Consider the following 16322-nt stretch of genomic DNA (forward strand, 5'->3'; position numbering starts at 1 on the left):
ATCATGATTGGTATCCCAGGGTCTTGGCGGCCAATGAGGTCAGGATCTCGGTGGTTCCACCGCCGATGCCGATGATGCGCATGTCCCGATACTGACGCTCCACCTCGGACTCGGCCATATAGCCCATGCCGCCGAACAGTTGCACCGCCTGGTTGGCCACCCACTCACCGGCCTCCACCGCGGTGTTCTTGGCGAAACACACCTCCGGAATGAGGAAGGCCTCACCGGCCAGCTGCCGCTCGACGACGTGGCGGGTGTAGACCCGGGCCACATCGATGCGGCGGGCCATCTCGGCCAGCGTGTTTTGCACCGCCTGCCGCGAGATCAGCGGACGGCCGAAGGTCTCCCGGTCCCGGCACCAGGCCAGGGTCAGCTCCAGGCAGCGTTGCGCGCTGGCGTAGGCCTGCGCGGCCAGCCCGACCCGCTCGGAGACGAAGGCCGCGGCGATCTGGGCGAAGCCGGTGTTCTCGGCGCCGACCAGGTTCGCGGCCGGCACTCGGGCATTGACGTAGGACAGTTCGGCGGTGTCCGAGGAGCGCCAGCCCATCTTGTCCAGCTTGCGGCTCACCTCAAACCCGGGCGTGCCCTTCTCCACCACCAGCAGCGAGACTCCGGCCGCCCCCGGCCCGCCGGTGCGCACCGCGCTCACCACATAGTCGGCGCGCACCGCCGAGGTGATGAAGGTCTTGGAGCCGTTGACCACGTAGTGGTCGCCATCCAGTCGCGCCGTGGTGCGCAGGTGCCCGACATCCGAGCCGCCGCCGGGCTCGGTGATGGCTAGCGAACCGATCTTCTCGCCGGCCAGCGTCGGGCGGACGAACTCGTCGATCAACCGCGCATCGCCCGAGGCGATCATGTGCGGCACCGCGATACCGCAGGTGAACAGGGAGGCGAACACCCCGCCCGGCGCCCCGGCCTGGTGCATCTCCTCGCAAACGATCACCGCGTCGGCGCCGTCGCCGCCACTGCCGCCGACCTCCTCGGGGAAGCCCGCACCCAACAAGCCGACCTCGGCGGCCTTGCGGTGCAGCTCGCGGGGCAGCTCGCCGGAGCGTTCCCACTCGTCGACGTGCGGCGCAATCTCGCGCTCGACGAAACCCCGCACGGTTTTGCGCAGCGCTTGGCGCTCGGTGGTAGTCCAGATACTCACAGTTCCCCTTCTGACAGCAGCTGCTCGGGTATCTCGAGATGACGACTGCGCAGCCATTCGCCCAGCCCCTTGGCCTGCGGGTCGAATCGGGCCTGGTAGGCCACGCCTTGGCCGAGGATGCCCTCGATGACGAAGTTCACCGCCCGCAATTTCGGCAGCAGGTGGCGGGTGACCGGCAGCTCGGCGGTCTCGGGCAGCAGCTCGCGTAGCTTCGCAGGAGTCAACGTGTGGGCCAGCCAGCGCCACTGCTCATCGGTGCGCACCCACACCCCGACGTTGGCCGAGCCGCCCTTGTCGCCGCTGCGGGCGCCGGCGATCGCCCCCAGTGGCGCCCGACGGCTGGGGCCGGCCGGTAGCGGCTCGGGCAGCCGCGGCTCGGGGGCCGGAGCGAGTTCCAGAGTCTGCGCGGCAGACGGAATGTCCACCCGGGTGCCGTCGGCGTGGACGGCGACATGCGGCACCTGCGTGGCATCGACATAGCCGGCGGTGAAGACCCCGTAGACCTGGCCGTCACTGGGCGGGGCGGTGACGCAGAAGCCGGGATAGCTGGCCAGTGCGAGCTCGATGCCGGCTGCGGAGAACTTGCGGCCCACGTTGGCCGGGTCCGGGTCGCGGACCACACAGTGCAGCAGGGCGCTGGCGGTTTCCTCGGTGTCGGCGTCGGGGTGGTCGGTGCGCGACAGCGTCCAGTCCAGCTCGGCCGGCCGGACGGTCATGGCCGCCTCGAGCTGCGTGCGCAGCAGTGCGGCCTTGGCCTCGATGTCCAGACCGGTCAACACGAAGGTGGTGGAGTTGCGGACCCCGCCGATGCTGTTCAGCGACACCTTGTAGGTGGGAGGCGGCGCCTCGCCGGTCACTCCGGAGATCCGCACCCGGTCCGGGCCGCCGGCCTGGTCCAGGGCCAGTTCGATGCTGTCCATGCGCGCGGTGACGTCGGGGTTGGCGTAGCGCGCGCCGGTCACCTCATAGAGCAGCTGCGCGGTCACGGTGTCGACACTGACCAGCCCGCCGGTGCCGGGGTGCTTGGTGATCACCGACGACCCGTCGGCGTGGATCTCGGCGAGCGGGAAGCCGGGGTGCAGCAATTTCTCGGTGGGAATCTCGGTAAAGAAGGAGTAATTGCCGCCGCTGGCCTGGATGCCGCACTCGATGACGTGGCCGGCGACCACAGCCCCGGCGAGCTGGTCGTAGTCGGTGCGGCTCCAACCGAAGTGCGCGGCGGCCGGCCCCACGATCACCGACGCGTCGGTGACCCGGCCGGTGATCACCACGTCGGCGCCACCGGCCAGACACTCGACGATGCCCCAGGCGCCCAGGTAGGCGTTCGCCGTCAGCGGGCTGCCCAGTCCCAGTTCGGCGGCGCGGGGGAGCAGGTCATCACCTTCGACGTGGGCCACCTTGGCCGGCACACCCAGGCGTTGCGCCAGCTCGCGTACCGCGTCGGCCAGACCGGCCGGATTGAGCCCACCGGCGTTGGCCACGATGCGAACTCCCTGGTCGAGAGCCAGGCCGAGGCACTGTTCGAGCTGGGTCAGGAAGGTCTTGGCGTACCCGCGCTCTGGGTTCTTCATCCGGTCGCGGCCCAGGATCAGCATGGTGAGTTCGGCCAGGTAGTCGCCGGTCAGGTAGTCCAGTTCGCCACCGGTGAGCATCTCGTGCATGGCGGCATGGCGGTCGCCGTAGAACCCCGAGCAGTTACCGATCCGAACGGCTGCCGTCATCCCCACATCCCATCACTCAACCAACCGGTAGGTTAGCCGGTACCGCCGGTGCCGCGTCAAGGCGCATCGAGTCTCTCCTTCGTCGAGCCTCGCTGAACCGCCGTGCCGATGCGGCGGTCCCAGCTTCGCCTCTCCTTCGTCGAGCCTCGCTGAACCGCCGTATCCGTTATTTTGGAGCCGACGCTGGTCACCGGCTATCCTTTCGGATAGTCCCGCCGCTGGATATCGAGCGGCACTATGCCAACAACAGGAGAGGCTCGACCATGGCCGTGCCGAAACGCAGGATGTCGCGTGCGAACACTCGTAGTCGCCGCGCGCAGTGGAAGGCTGAGGCAACCGGCCTGGTCAACGTGGTGGTCGCTGGTCGCGCCCACAAGGTGCCGCGTCGCCTGCTCAAAGCCGCACGCTTGGGCCTGATCGACCTCGATCGCCGCTAAATAGGTTCCGACACGACCGGCTCCTGACCCTCCAGATCGCCTTTCGGATGATTGGATAGCACCCATGGCTACCCGGGTACTGGTTGTTGATGACGATCGCGCTGTGCGCGAGTCGTTGCGCAGGTCTTTATCGTTCAATGGTTACTCGGTCTCGCTGGCCACCGACGGCGTCGAGGCGCTCGAGGCGATCACCAGCGACCGTCCGGACGCGATGATCCTGGACGTCATGATGCCGCGGCTGGATGGACTGGAAGTCTGTCGTCAGCTGCGTAGCACCGGTGACGACCTGCCGATCTTGGTCCTGACGGCCCGGGATTCGGTGTCCGAGCGGGTCGCCGGCCTCGATGCCGGCGCCGACGACTACCTGCCCAAGCCGTTCGCGCTGGAGGAACTGCTGGCGCGGATGCGGGCACTGCTGCGCCGCACCACCGCCGAGGACCTGTCCGAATCGGTGGCGATGTCGTTCGAGGACCTGACGCTGGACCCGGTCACTCGCGAGGTCACCCGCGGCGACCGGCAGATCAGCCTGACCCGCACCGAGTTCGCCCTGTTGGAGATGCTGATCGCCAACCCGCGCCGGGTGCTGACCCGCAGCCGGATTCTCGAGGAGGTGTGGGGCTTCGACTTCCCCACCTCGGGCAACGCGCTGGAGGTCTACATCGGGTACCTGCGTCGCAAGACTGAAGCCGAAGGCGAGCCGCGGCTGATCTACACCGTGCGCGGAGTGGGTTACGTGCTCCGCGAGACTCCTCCCTGATGCAGTCCTTCCGCCGTCGACAGGATGAAGAGGCCAAGAGGACATCCCTGTCGCTGCGCTGGCGGGTGATGCTGCTGGCGATGTCGATGGTGGCGCTGGTAGTGGTGTTGATGGCGGTGGCGGTCTATGCCGTCATTTCGGCTGCGCTCTACAACGACATCGACAATCAGTTGCAGAGCCGCGCGGAGATGCTGATCGCCAGTGGTTCACTGGCCGCCGATCCCCGCAAGGCGATCGAGGGCACCGCCTATTCCGACGTCAACGCCATGCTGGTCAACCCGGGACGGTCGATCTACACGGCCAATCAGCCCGGTCAGCGGCTTCCGGTGGGCCAGCAGGAGAAGGCCGTCATCCGCGGCGAGCTGTTCCTGTCGCGCCGCACCGCGTCCGGCCAGCGGGTGCTGGCGGTGCACCTGCCCAATGGCAGCACGCTGTTGATCTCCAAGAGCTTGGCACCCACCCGGGCGGTGACCATGAAGCTGCGGTGGGTGCTGCTGGTCGTCGGCGGGGTGGGTGTCGTCGTGGCCGCGGTGGCCGGTGGCATGGTCACCAGAACCGGGCTGAGACCGGTGGGCCGCCTGACCGAGGCAGCCGAGCGCGTGGCGCGTACCGATGACCTGAGACCGATCCCGGTCTACGGCAGCGACGAACTTGCGCGCCTCACCGAGGCGTTCAACGCCATGTTGCGGGCCCTGGCCGAGTCGCGCGAGCGGCAGGCGCGACTCGTCGCCGACGCCGGGCATGAGCTGAAGACCCCGTTGACATCGCTGCGCACCAACGTCGAGCTGTTGATGGCGTCCGCGGCGCCGGGCGCCCCGCAGTTGCCGGAGGAGGAGATGGCCGAACTGCGTGCCGACGCAATCGGTCAGATCGAGGAATTGTCCACGCTGGTGGGCGATTTGGTGGACCTCACCCGCGACGATCAGCGTGAGGTGGCCTACGAGCAGGTCGATATCACCGAGGTCGTCGACCGCAGCATGGAGCGGGTCCGGCGGCGCCGCAACGACATCGAGTTCGACATCCAGGTCGTTCCCTGGCACGTGTACGGCGACGCCGCGGGGCTGTCCCGTGCGGTGCTCAACCTGCTCGACAACGCGGCCAAGTGGAGCCCGTCGGGCGGCGTCGTGGGCTTGCGGATGCGCCAGCTCGACCCGACGCACATGGAGATGATCGTGTCGGATGAGGGACCGGGAATCCCGGAGAACCAACGGGAATTGGTCTTCGAGCGTTTCTACCGGTCGGACTCGGCGCGCGCCATGCCTGGATCCGGGCTGGGGCTGGCGATCGTCAAACAGGTGGTGCTCAAACACGGTGGGGCGATCACCATCGGCGAGACCATCCCCGGCGGGCATCCGCCCGGGACCTCATTCCGGATGGTGCTGCCCGGCGGGCCCACGTCGGCGGAAGAAATACTGGTCGGAGCAGTCACAGGCGCTTCTCAGTCCACATAGGCATGGTGGTGAGGCAACGTCGCCGCAGTCGTGTCCCTAGGAGTAGGCAACAAACATGACGAATTACCCCGGGTACCTCCCGCCGCCTCAGCAACCGGAACGGTCCAACCCGACCGGTGCACCGGTGGCGGACCAACGCGGACAAGCCGGTTATCCGGGCCGGGCCGCGCAGGGGTCGTACCCGCCGCCCTACGACTGGCGTTACGCCCCGCACCAGGGGCAGCAGCAACCCGCCTATCGCTCCGCCTATGACGCCTCCTACGGCCGCCCCGGTGTACCGAGCGGGCCGGGCGGGCCCAAGCGTTCCCGCACCGGGGGTCTGGTGCTGGGGGCGGTAGCGATCGCGGCGATGTCCGGTGTGATGGGCGGTGTGGTGGGTTCGACACTGCACTCCGACCACAAGCCGGCCGCCACCGGAAGTCACACGCCGAGCATTCAAGCCCCGGGTGTGCCGGCCGCGGTGAATCTGCCGGACGGTTCGGTGGAGAAGGTCGCGGCCAAGGTGGTGCCCAGCGTCGTCATGCTGGAGACCGACCTGGGCCGTCAGTCCGAGGAGGGCTCGGGCATCATCTTGTCGGCCGATGGGCTGATCCTGACTAACAACCACGTGGTGGCCGCCGCGGCCGCCAAGCTCGACCCGGGCACCAAACTGGACCCGGGCGCCAAGCTGGACCCGGGCGGCAAGCCCGACGGAGCTCCCAAAGGAGCGCCGAGGACCACGGTGACCTTCGCCGATGGCAGTACCGCGCCGTTCACCGTGGTGGGGACCGACCCGGCCAGCGACATTGCCGTGGTGCGCGCCCAGGGCGTCTCGGACCTGACCCCGATCACGATCGGGTCTTCAGCGGACCTGCGGGTGGGCCAGAACGTGGTGGCGGTCGGGTCGCCGCTCGGCCTGGAGGGCACGGTGACGACCGGGATCGTCAGTGCCCTCAACCGGCCCGTCTCCACCAGCGGCGAGGCGGGTAATCAGAACACAGTGCTCGACGCGATCCAGACCGATGCCGCCATCAACCCCGGCAATTCGGGTGGTGCGCTGGTCAACATGAACGGCGACCTGGTCGGGATCAACTCTGCGATCGCCACCATGGGCGGCGACTCCGCCGAAGCGCAGAGCGGTTCGATCGGCCTCGGGTTCGCGATACCGGTGGATCAGGCCAAGCGGATCGCCGACGAACTCATCAACTCGCCGGACCACACGGCATCGCACGCCTCGCTGGGGGTACGCGTCACCAGCGAGCGCAGCCTGCACGGTGCCAAAGTCGTCGAGGTGGTGCCCGGGGAGGCGGCCGCGAAGGCCGGTCTGCCCGAGGGTGCGACGGTGACGGCGTTCGACAAGCGCCCCATCGGCAGTGCTGACGCGTTGGTGGCCGCGGTGCGCTCCAAGGCACCCGGCGACCAGGTGACGCTGACCTACCTGGATGCCGGCGGCGCGTCCAAAACTGCGCAGGTCACGCTGGGTAAAGCGCAGCAGTGACGGGTCGGTGAGTCCGCTCGGTTCGTGCGGCGGTTCCAGCTTCGGCTCTCCTTCGTCGAGCCTCGCTGAACGGCTCGGTTCGTGCGGCGGTTCCAGCTTCGGCTCTCCTTCGTCGAGCCTCGCTGAACGGCCGGCGGCGACCGGATATACGGTTGCACCCATGGAGCAGTCCCGAGAACTCGCCGGCCGCGCCCTCGTCGTCGTTGTTGACGACCGCACCGCTCACGGCGATGAGGACCATAGTGGCCCGTTGGTCACCGAATTGTTGGCTGAAGGCGGATTCATGGTCGACGGTGTTGTCGCCGTCGCCGCCGACGAGGTGGAGATCCGCAACGCGCTGAACACCGCGGTGATCGGCGGGGTCGACCTGGTCGTTTCGGTGGGCGGTACCGGGGTCACCCCGCGCGACGTCACCCCAGAGGCCACCCGCGAGCTACTGGACCGCGAGATCCTCGGTATCGCCGAGGCGCTGCGGGCCTCCGGGTTGTCCGCCGGGATCGCCGACGCCGGGCTCTCGCGTGGTCTGGCCGGAGTCTCGGGCAGCACGCTGGTGGTCAACCTGGCAGGGTCCCGGGCGGCGGTGCGCGACGGGATGGCGACACTGAACCCGCTGGCCGCGGCGATTATCGGCCAACTGTCCAGCCTGGAGATCTAGGCAGCCATGCCCGGACTCGAAGAGCATCAGTCGTCGTCGGACGAACGCGACCCCGACGACGCCCGAGAGGCCGAGGAACGCGAGCGCTGGTTGCGGGACAACATCCCGCCGCATCACGGTTGAGGTTCGACTTCTCGAAATCCCCCGTACGGACTCCGCAGCGGCTACTACGGTTCGCCGTAGGCGGCGTGGCGCCGCTTCGCAGTGCATCCGTACGGAAGGGGAGTTGCGGTGCTCAAGGGGTTCAAAAATTTCCTGATGCGCGATGACGTCATCACCGTGGCCATTGGTCTGGTGGTGGCGCTGGCGTTTTCCAACCTGGTCAAGGCCTTCACCGACAGCGTGATCAACCCACTGGTGTCGGCCGCGCAGCCCGACACTGCCGGGCTGGGGCTGGGTTACCAACTGGGGGCGGAGGGCAACGAGGCGACGTTCATCGACCTCGGCGCGTTCATCTCGGCGATCATCTACTTCGTCGTGTTCATGGCCACGATCTACTTCCTGATCGTGTTGCCCTACAAGCACATCCAGAAGCGTCGCGGCAACACCGTGTTCGGCGACCCGGCACCGACCAAGACTTGCCCGGAGTGCAAGTCCGAAATCGCCGCCGACGCCAACAAGTGCAAGTTCTGCGCCAGCGTCCAGCCCGCCGCCGCATAGCGGCGTTCAGCGCAGGGTGAGCGTCACAGCTTGACCGAGCGTGGCGCCGGCCACCGCCACCGCAGCGGTGGCCGGCAACGCCACCAGCACCACTCGGTCATCGTGGTTGTGCTTGTCGGACACCAGCACCACGATCCCGCCGCTGGCCAGCACCCGGGCGGCGCCCGGCGGGCCGGCGGCATCGTCGGGGGCGGCAGTCACCACGTCGACCACGTCGCCCGGGCGCACCAGATCGATTAACGCGGCGTCGGCCGGGTGTACGCCCACGATACGGGCGTCGGGTCCGGCGGCGGCCTCGGTGAGCCGGCTGCCCAGCACACGGACATCGGTGAGTATCTCGCCGCGACGGGCCGGACCCGCCAGCGTGGCCTGCACCACCGCGGCCATATCAGTAGCGGCGCCGTCGGGGACCGTTTGAGCTGACCGGCTTTCGAGGGAGACGTCGGCGAGGGTCAGGGGTGCGCCGGGCGCGATGTCGCGGCTTGCCACCACCACGTCGAGCTGGTCGCCGGCGGGGTTGGAGCGCAGCGCCGCGATGCCGGCCAACACCACCAGGGCCCCTGCGGTCACTCGCCGGGCACGCACGGTGCGAGTCCAGTCCGGGCGCAGTGCCAGCGATATCCGGCTGATCAGTGTGGGGTTGAGCGAGTCGCCCATGGCGGCACGCTAACCGGTCGGTGCACCGGGCGTCGTCGGCTCGGGCGCCGGACTGTGGATAACGGCCTAGCTGGCGGTGGTCGCCGGCTTGGGCGCCGACGTGGTGGTGCTGGCCTTGGCGCTGTCGCTGGACTTGGCGGCGCTGTCGGACGATTTGGTGCCGCTGTCGCCCGAGCTGCTGCCCGAGTCACTGGAGGTCGTCGAGCTGGCGGAGCTGCTGCCGTTGCTGGAACCGTTGGACGACTTGCCCGCTTCCCGGCTGTCGGTGCGGTAGAAGCCGCTGCCCTTGAAGACCACGCCGACCTTGCCGAAGATCTTGCGCAGCCGGCCGTTGCAGTCCTCGCAGGTGGTCAGCGCATCGTCGGTGAAGGCCTGGACCACGTCGAAGCGGTTGCTGCACTCGGTGCAGGCATAGCTGTAGGTGGGCACGTGAACCTCCGTGGATCGAACAATTGCGTTAGCACTCTACCGTGCTAAGTGCTAGAACCACTATGTGGCCTTCCTCATTCCAGGGCCGGCCCGTCCGACCCGGCCCCGAACCAGGCCAGGCGTTATGTCTGGGGCGGGTCGGCGGCCGTTACACGGACCCGGAAGGCTTCGAGCATCTCGATGATCGGCGCAGATAGGCCGATCGACGGTTCGAGGACGTCAGCCGCCTGGAGCGTGGACACCAACGTTGCGCAGGCCAGCTCGACCAGTGCCTCGCGGTCGACCTCGCCGTGATTGATGCGGTCAATCATCATTTCGTCGAGGTAGCCGACCCATCCGCGCATCGCAGTGCGAAGCAGCGGGTGCACCGGTTCGGTGATGCCCAGGGCGAGCAGGATGCGTTGGGCTCCCAGCCATCGCAACGCGTCGACGGTGTCTTGCTGGTCGGGGTCAGAGCCCAGTTGACCGCGTACCAGCGCCACAAAGCTGGAGGCATAGCTGTCTATGTAGGCGATGTGACCGCGCAACGCGTGGCGCAGCTGATCGATCAGTGAGGCGTCCTCCGGGGCAGGGGAGAGCTGCACGGCGGCCATCTCCACGGCGATTTCGTTCATGACCGCCAGATAGAGGCCGCGCTTATTGTGGAAATGGTGAGCGATCAGGCCATAGGCGACGCCGGCGCTGCTGGCGATCTCTGTCGTGGTGACCTGGTCGTAAGGCCGCTGGGCGAATAACTTACGCGCCGAATCGATCAGTAGTTGCCGCCGATCGGTGGTCTTGGACCGAGCTTGGGCGCACATTCGGTCACATTATCCGACGCGCCTCTGGGGATCGGCGGTCTGGCCTTGCTGTGCCGTCACAAGAACCGGTAATTGCTCAGCGGGCGCGGCCGTCCAACTCGACCAGGCCGAGCCCGGGCGTCAGGGCATGGGTCATCGGCACGTCGTGGGGTTCGGCGGGCAGCACCACGTCGTCGAGCAGCAACTCGACGTCGCGCACCACCGCCACCAGCGGGACCCCCGGGCGGCGAAACCGCAGCGAGCGATCGTAGAAACCGGCGCCGCGCCCCAGTCGCGTCCCTCGGCGGTCGACCGCCACCGCCGGCACCACGATCAGGTCCGCCTGCGCCAGCGCGTCGGCGGCCAGCCACGGCTGAGGTGGTTCGAGCAGGCCGAACCGCGCGGTGGTGAGGGTGTCGGGCCGGTACTCGCCCCACAGCAGCGCCATCGGGGTGCCGTCGACGGAGGTGCGCACCACCGGTAGCAGCACCCGGGCGCCGCCATACGCCAGGCGGGCGAGCATCGCGGTCGAGCCCGGCTCGCTGCCCACCGGCACATAGGCGCAGACCGTGGTGACGTCGCGAGCGAGCCGTTCCAGGTGCTCGGCCAACGCCGCGGCCTCGGCATCGTGCACATCGGGGGGTACCGCGCGTCGGTCGGCGAGCAGCCGCGCCCGCAACGCGGACTTGGCGGCCACCACCGCGTCGTCGGTCACGGCCCCCAGACTGTCAGCAACGGCTCGCCCACCGCCAGCCGAAGAGGTGAAGTGGATTGCGGTTATCGTGTGAGCAATGCCCACGCCAAAGGTTCCGATTCCGCGCACCGCCATTGTGCCTGCGGCAGGTTTGGGCACACGCTTCCTGCCCGCGACCAAGACAGTGCCCAAAGAGCTGCTGCCGGTCGTCGACACCCCCGGCATCGAGCTGGTTGCGGCCGAGGCGGCCGAGGCCGGTGCCGAACGGCTGGTGATCATCACCTCCGAGGGCAAGGACGGCGTGGTCGCGCACTTCGTCGAAGACCTGGTGCTGGAAGGCACGCTGGAGGCTCGCGGTAAGAAGGCGATGCTGGCCAAGGTGCGCCGGGCCCCGCAATTGATCAAGGTCGAATCGGTGGTGCAGGCCGAGCCGCTGGGCCTGGGGCATGCCATCAGCTGCGTCGAGCCCACCTTGTCCGACGACGAAGATGCCGTCGCGGTGCTGCTGCCCGACGATCTGGTGCTGCCCACCGGCGTGCTGGAGACCATGTCGAAGGTGCGTGCCCGCCGCGGCGGCACCGTGCTGTGCGCGATCGAGGTCAGCCCGGAGGAGGTCAGCGCCTACGGAGTCTTCGACGTCGAGCCGCTGCCCGACGGTGACAACCCGGACGTGCTGCGGGTCAGGGGGATGGTCGAGAAACCCAAGGCACAAGAGGCACCGTCGATGTTTGCCGCGGCGGGACGCTACGTGCTGGACCGGGCCGTGTTCGACGCGCTGCGCCGCATCGACCGCGGTGCCGGCGGCGAGGTGCAGCTCACCGACGCCATCGCGCTGATGATCGCCGAGGGGCATCCCGTGCACGTCGTGGTGCACCGCGGCTCGCGACACGATCTGGGAAATCCGGGCGGCTACCTCAAAGCTGCGGTTGACTTTGCCTTGGACCGCGACGACTACGGTCCGGATCTGCGTCGGTGGTTGGTGGCGCGGCTGGGCTTGGCGGAGAACTGAGCCGACGTCTGCGGAGAATCGGACCGAGGCCGCCAAGGAGAAAGGCACACCGTGCGTTCGGTTGAGGAGCAGCAGGCCCGGGTATCGGCTGCCGCGGTGGCGCCCCGCCCGGTCCGGGTAGCGATCGCCGAGGCGCAAGGATTGATGTGCGCTGAAGAAGTGGTCGCCGAGCGGCCAATGCCCGCCTTCGACCAGGCCGCCATCGACGGTTATGCGGTGCGCAGCGTCGATGTCCTGGGCGCCGACGCGATCGGCGACAGCTCCGATGGGGCCGGACGCGATGATGCGGTGGTCACCTTGCCGGTGTTGGGTGTCATCGAAGCCGGCGCCCGCACCCCCACCCGGCTGCAACCCAAGCTGGCCACCCGGATCCAGACCGGGGCGCCGATGCCCACCCTGGCCGACGCGGTGCTTCCGCTGCGCTGGACCGACGGCGGGAACTCTCGGGTGCGGGTGCTGCGGGGCGTCCGCCCGGGGGACTATGTGCGCCGGGTCGGCGACGACGTGCAGCCCGGTGATGTCGCGGTGCGCGCCGGCACGGTGGTCGGGGCGGCCCAGGTGGGGCTGTTGGCCGCCGTCGGCCGCGATCGTGTGCTGGTGCACCCGCGCCCCCGACTGTCGGTCATGGCGGTCGGCGGCGAACTGGTGGACGTCAATCGCACTCCCGGCAATGGGCAGGTCTACGACGTCGACTCCTACGCGCTGGCCGCCGCCGGCCGGGACGCGGGCGCGGAGGTCAACCGGGTCGGCATCGTCAGCCATGACCCCAAGAAACTGCGCGAGGTGGTCGAGGGACAGCTCAACCGCGCCGAGGTGGTGGTGATCGCCGGTGGGGTCGGGGGTGCCGCGGCCGATGAGGTGCGCGCGGTACTGGCCGATCTCGGTGACATGGAGGTCGCCCGGATCGCGATGCACCCCGGTTCGGTCCAGGGCTTCGGCCAGCTCGGCCCCGAAGGCGTGCCGACGTTCCTGTTGCCCACCAACCCGGTGAGCGCGCTGGTGGTGTTCGAGGTGATGATCCGCCCCTTGATCCGGCTGTCGCTGGGCAAGCGCGAGCCGATGCGCCGGATGGTGCAGGCCCGCACCCTCGGGCCGATCGCTTCGATGCCCGGCCGCAAGGGGTTCTTGCGTGGCCAGCTGATGCGCGACGAGGACACCGGCGAGTACTTGGTGCAGGTGCTCGGAGTTTCCGGCGGCACATCGTCGCACTTGCTGGCCACATTGGCCGAGGCGAACTGTCTGGTGGTGGTTCCCGAGGAGGTCGAGCAGATCGCCGCCGGCGAGTTGGTGGACGTCGCCTTCCTGGCTCAGCGGGGTTGAACCCGAGTCCATGTTGGTCAATTTGTGGCCGTTCAAAGCCGTTGAGCACCCCGGCTGGCCGAGTGTGCTCGGGCCTCTGCGGGTGCCGGCAGGGGTGATCCGGCTGCGGCCGGTGCGGATGCGTGACGGCGTGACGTGGAGCCGGATCCGGCTGGCCGACCGCGCCTACCTGGAGCAGTGGGAACCCAGCGTGGAGCTGGACTGGGTGACCCGGCACGGCAGCGCCTCGTGGCCGCCGCTGTGTTCGAGTCTGCGCACCGAGGCCCGCTATGGGCGGATGCTGCCGTACGTGATCGAGCTCGACGGCCGATTCTGCGGCCAGCTGACGGTCGGCAACATCGCCCACGGGGCACTGCGCTCGGCCTGGATCGGCTATTGGGTGTCCAGTGCGGTGGCCGGCGGGGGAGTGGCGACCGGGGCGGTGGCACTCGGGCTGGACCACTGCTTCGGGCCGGTGCGGCTGCACCGGGTGGAGGCCACCGTCCGGCCGGAGAACGTCGCCAGCCGGGCGGTGTTGGCCAAGGTCGGCTTTCGTCAGGAAGGGCTGCTGCAGCGCTACCTGGACGTTGACGGGGCGTGGCGCGACCACCTGCTGGTCGCGATGACGATGGAGGAGGTCGCCGGGTCGGTGACCTCGACGCTGATCCAATCCGGCCGGGCCTCCCGGGCCTGACGCATTTCGGGCCCGCTGTTACGCGTGTGATAGTTGTGACTAACGAGGTCAGCGAGTAAATTACAACTGTGTAATTGGTTCGGCGCGTCGTGTTAGGTCGTGTGGCTCACACACCTAGCCTTGGCTCGGAAAGGAGCAGGCCAACCATGCCCAGCATCCCGCAATCTTTGCTCTGGATCTCACTGGTCGTCCTCTGGCTGTTCGTACTGGTGCCGATGCTGGTCAGCAAGCGTGACGCAGTGCGTCGTACCAGTGACGTGGCCTTGGCGACCCGGGTACTGACCAGTGGGTCCAGTGCCCGGCTGCTCAAGCGCGGCGGCCCGGCCACCGGCCACCGCAGCGACCCCGACTGGCAGCACAGCGCTGAGAACATCGACGACGTCGACGACATCGATGATGTCGACGAGGTCGAAGGCGAGCCCGCCGGTTCGCGGGTGTTCGTCGCCGCGGCGGCGGTTTTCGTCGCCTCGGAGCCGCAGGTCGGCGAGCAGACCCAACTGGACTACCTGGACGTCGATGTCGTCGCCGATGACTCCGACGAGCTGCCGCTGTCGGACGCGGGGCTAGCCGCCGAAGTTGAGGCCGAGGCGCGCGCCCAGGCCGAAGCGCAGGCCGCCGCCGAGGCGGAAGCTCGCGCTGCGGAGGAGGCCGCCCTGGCGGCTGAGGCGTTGGCGGCCAAGGCGGAAACGCAGGTCGACGAGGGCGCCTACGAGGAGCCGGCTGCCGAGGGCGAGGGCTACGAATACGAATACGTCGAGGACAGCTCCGGGCTGGAGCCCGAGGCGGAGACCACGAGGGCGGGCATGGCCGGTCTGTCGGCCCGCGGTCGTCGGCCCCGTGCCGACACCGCTGCGGTCGTCAGCGCGCGCAAGTACGAGTTTCGCAAGCGGGTGCTGATGTCGCTGGCCGTCATCCTGGTGCTCTCGGCGCTCACCGCCTTCACCGTGGCGCCCACTGCGTGGTGGATCTGTGCTGGCGCGGCCGGCGCAACGGTGCTCTATCTGGCCTACCTGCGGCGCCAGACCCGCATCGAGCAGCAGGTGCGGTCCCGCCGCGCACGGCGTGCCGAGCGACCGCGTATGCAGCGCGAGAGTGTGCATACCGACGCGTTCGAGGTGGTGCCGTCACGGCTGCGCCGACCGGGCGTGGCGGTGCTGGAGATCGACGACGAGGACCCGGTGTTCGAGCACCTGGAGTACACGTCGAGCGCCGACCGGTACGGCTGGCGTGGCGACCTGGCGCGCGCGTCCGGTCAGTAGGTCTCGGTTTCAGGGCACCGGCTAGGGGCTGGTAATCTCCTAGCGGTCAGGGGCTATAGCGCAGTTGGTAGCGCGTCTCGTTCGCATCGAGAAGGTCAGGGGTTCGATTCCCCTTAGCTCCACAGTGTGATCTCTCGGGAGATCCCGGACAGACCGAACCCTTATGGGTCGGTCTGTTTTTGGTTTTGGCACCAGTGTGCGTGGCGGTCTCTGCCTGTTGGTTGGTAGTCGCGGGTGGGGTCGATGGTGAGTTCTCGCAGTGGTTCGCCGGTGGCGTCGACGATGTGGACGTCGACGTTGAGCGACACGTCCACCGATTAGCGTCGATCTGCCGAACACGAATCTCTTCCAGTGCCACCCAAGCGTTGGCGCGGTTGGCATCCTCGGGGGCTGCCCGCCGACGGCGCGACTCGCATCCGAATACCCACGAGAACCCGCCCCGCTAAACTACCTACTATAGGTACAAGCGAGGGAGGTTTGATGGGCCTCACGATTACCAGTCGCGAGTTCAACCGTGATGTCTCGGCTGCCAAACGGGCGGCTGAAAAGGGGCCGGTGACGATCACTGATCACGGGCGGCGCTCGCATGTGCTGTTGACCGCGGCAGAGTTCGATCGACTTTCCGGCGAGCGGCAGGTCGTGGGTGACCGCCTGTGGGCGAGGGGCACCGAAGAAATCGAGCTTGAGCTGCCGGAGCGGCGGGTGGAAGAACTTCGCGAGCTTGACCTGTGAAGTATCTGCTCGACACCAATGTCATCAGCGATGCGCGTTTGAAGCGATCGTCGGCGTTGATGGGCTGGCTGAGGGGGCAAGAGGTCGGGAGTCTGGCTCTCAGCGTCGTCTCGCTACTGGAGCTTGAGCGGGGGGTTCGGCGAAAGGAACGTGTCGATCCCGCTGGCGCAGGCCGGCTCCGTCTTTGGCTTGACGAGGATGTCCGACCGATGTTCGGCGGTCGACTCCTGCCCGTCGATGAGCGGACCGCGGTCACGGCTGCGGCTCTGCACATCCCGGACCCGATGCCCGAGATGGATGCGCTTATCGCGGCGACCGCGACCGTACGCGATTGCGACTTTCAGCGGACGGGCGTGCCTTTACTCAATCCCTGGGAGCCGCTATGACGGATTCGGCTGGTCCGCGGCGTCGGAAACAGCGATTCAAGGCTGTCGAAAACAGCGAGTCAAAGTTGTCGGAAAC

General features: G+C 68.2%; 18 protein-coding genes and 1 tRNA gene. 13 read left to right on the forward strand and 6 right to left on the reverse strand.

From position 1 onward, the window contains the following. Position 1: 1 nt before the first annotated feature. On the reverse strand, positions 2-1150 hold the full coding sequence (locus BN4346_RS26305; protein ID WP_067967961.1) for an acyl-CoA dehydrogenase family protein: 1149 nt from the start codon (positions 1148-1150) through the stop codon (positions 2-4). Further along, entirely contained in the window at positions 1147-2871 is a 1725-nt protein-coding gene (locus tag BN4346_RS26310; RefSeq protein ID WP_067967962.1) for an acyclic terpene utilization AtuA family protein, read from the reverse strand. The genes BN4346_RS26305 and BN4346_RS26310 overlap by 4 nt, the downstream gene beginning before the upstream one ends. Before the next feature lie 263 nt (positions 2872-3134). On the opposite strand from BN4346_RS26310, the gene rpmF reads away from it, so the two are divergent. The 6 genes from rpmF (at position 3135) to BN4346_RS26345 (ending at position 8308) form a co-directional block, all read left to right on the forward strand. Further along, positions 3135-3308 carry a 50S ribosomal protein L32 gene (gene rpmF / locus BN4346_RS26320; protein WP_067967965.1) on the forward strand — a complete coding sequence of 58 codons (174 nt, stop codon included), beginning with the start codon at positions 3135-3137 and terminating at the stop codon, positions 3306-3308. Between the two features lie 64 nt (positions 3309-3372). After that, positions 3373-4065 carry a response regulator transcription factor gene (locus BN4346_RS26325; protein WP_024442851.1) on the forward strand — a complete coding sequence of 231 codons (693 nt, stop codon included), beginning with the start codon at positions 3373-3375 and terminating at the stop codon, positions 4063-4065. Then, the gene (locus tag BN4346_RS26330; protein WP_067967967.1) at positions 4065-5516 is read left to right on the forward strand and encodes a HAMP domain-containing sensor histidine kinase; all 1452 of its coding nucleotides are present in this window, start codon (positions 4065-4067) and stop codon (positions 5514-5516) included. Before BN4346_RS26325 ends, BN4346_RS26330 begins: the two co-directional genes overlap by 1 nt. Before the next feature lie 55 nt (positions 5517-5571). Continuing rightward, the gene (locus BN4346_RS26335; RefSeq protein ID WP_067967969.1) at positions 5572-6993 is read left to right on the forward strand and encodes a S1C family serine protease; all 1422 of its coding nucleotides are present in this window, start codon (positions 5572-5574) and stop codon (positions 6991-6993) included. A 160-nt stretch (positions 6994-7153) separates the two neighbouring features. After that, on the forward strand, positions 7154-7648 hold the full coding sequence (locus BN4346_RS26340) for a MogA/MoaB family molybdenum cofactor biosynthesis protein (RefSeq protein ID WP_046285144.1): 495 nt from the start codon (positions 7154-7156) through the stop codon (positions 7646-7648). Positions 7649-7879: 231 nt separating this feature from the next. After that, a complete protein-coding gene (locus BN4346_RS26345) occupies positions 7880-8308 on the forward strand; it encodes a large conductance mechanosensitive channel protein MscL (protein WP_067967973.1) in 429 nt (142 codons plus the stop codon). 6 nt (positions 8309-8314) lie between these two features. Here the strand turns inward: BN4346_RS26345 and BN4346_RS26350 are convergent, their stop codons facing one another. The 4 genes from BN4346_RS26350 to BN4346_RS26365 form a co-directional block, all read right to left on the reverse strand. Next, entirely contained in the window at positions 8315-8965 is a 651-nt protein-coding gene (locus BN4346_RS26350; protein WP_067967977.1) for an SAF domain-containing protein, read from the reverse strand. 66 nt (positions 8966-9031) lie between these two features. Then, positions 9032-9394, reverse strand: a complete 363-nt coding sequence (locus BN4346_RS26355) for an FmdB family zinc ribbon protein (protein WP_067967983.1) — start codon at positions 9392-9394, stop codon at positions 9032-9034. 122 nt (positions 9395-9516) lie between these two features. Then, positions 9517-10194 (reverse strand): TetR/AcrR family transcriptional regulator, encoded by a 678-nt coding sequence (locus BN4346_RS26360; RefSeq protein ID WP_067967987.1) that lies wholly within the window; start codon positions 10192-10194, stop codon positions 9517-9519. 76 nt (positions 10195-10270) lie between these two features. Next, positions 10271-10888 (reverse strand): 5-formyltetrahydrofolate cyclo-ligase, encoded by a 618-nt coding sequence (locus BN4346_RS26365; protein WP_067967990.1) that lies wholly within the window; start codon positions 10886-10888, stop codon positions 10271-10273. A 76-nt stretch (positions 10889-10964) separates the two neighbouring features. Here BN4346_RS26365 and BN4346_RS26370 point away from each other — a divergent pair, with 76 nt between their 5' ends. The 7 genes from BN4346_RS26370 (at position 10965) to BN4346_RS26400 (ending at position 16246) form a co-directional block, all read left to right on the forward strand. Next, positions 10965-11876 (forward strand): UTP--glucose-1-phosphate uridylyltransferase, encoded by a 912-nt coding sequence (locus BN4346_RS26370; RefSeq protein WP_067967994.1) that lies wholly within the window; start codon positions 10965-10967, stop codon positions 11874-11876. 51 nt (positions 11877-11927) lie between these two features. Beyond that, the gene (gene glp / locus BN4346_RS26375; protein WP_067967999.1) at positions 11928-13196 is read left to right on the forward strand and encodes a molybdotransferase-like divisome protein Glp; all 1269 of its coding nucleotides are present in this window, start codon (positions 11928-11930) and stop codon (positions 13194-13196) included. A gap of 10 nt (positions 13197-13206) precedes the next feature. After that, positions 13207-13869 (forward strand): GNAT family N-acetyltransferase, encoded by a 663-nt coding sequence (locus tag BN4346_RS26380; RefSeq protein WP_067968003.1) that lies wholly within the window; start codon positions 13207-13209, stop codon positions 13867-13869. Between the two features lie 146 nt (positions 13870-14015). Then, the gene (gene sepX, locus BN4346_RS26385; RefSeq protein WP_067968006.1) at positions 14016-15128 is read left to right on the forward strand and encodes a divisome protein SepX/GlpR; all 1113 of its coding nucleotides are present in this window, start codon (positions 14016-14018) and stop codon (positions 15126-15128) included. 49 nt (positions 15129-15177) lie between these two features. Then, a tRNA-Ala gene (locus BN4346_RS26390) sits at positions 15178-15250 on the forward strand. 358 nt (positions 15251-15608) lie between these two features. After that, the gene (locus BN4346_RS26395) at positions 15609-15860 is read left to right on the forward strand and encodes a type II toxin-antitoxin system prevent-host-death family antitoxin (protein WP_067968009.1); all 252 of its coding nucleotides are present in this window, start codon (positions 15609-15611) and stop codon (positions 15858-15860) included. After that, positions 15857-16246 (forward strand): type II toxin-antitoxin system VapC family toxin, encoded by a 390-nt coding sequence (locus tag BN4346_RS26400; RefSeq protein ID WP_067968011.1) that lies wholly within the window; start codon positions 15857-15859, stop codon positions 16244-16246. The genes BN4346_RS26395 and BN4346_RS26400 overlap by 4 nt, the downstream gene beginning before the upstream one ends. The last annotated feature ends 76 nt before the right edge of the window (positions 16247-16322 follow it).

Source organism: Mycolicibacter icosiumassiliensis, assembly GCF_900078685.2.
Lineage (GTDB): Bacteria > Actinomycetota > Actinomycetes > Mycobacteriales > Mycobacteriaceae > Mycobacterium > Mycobacterium icosiumassiliensis.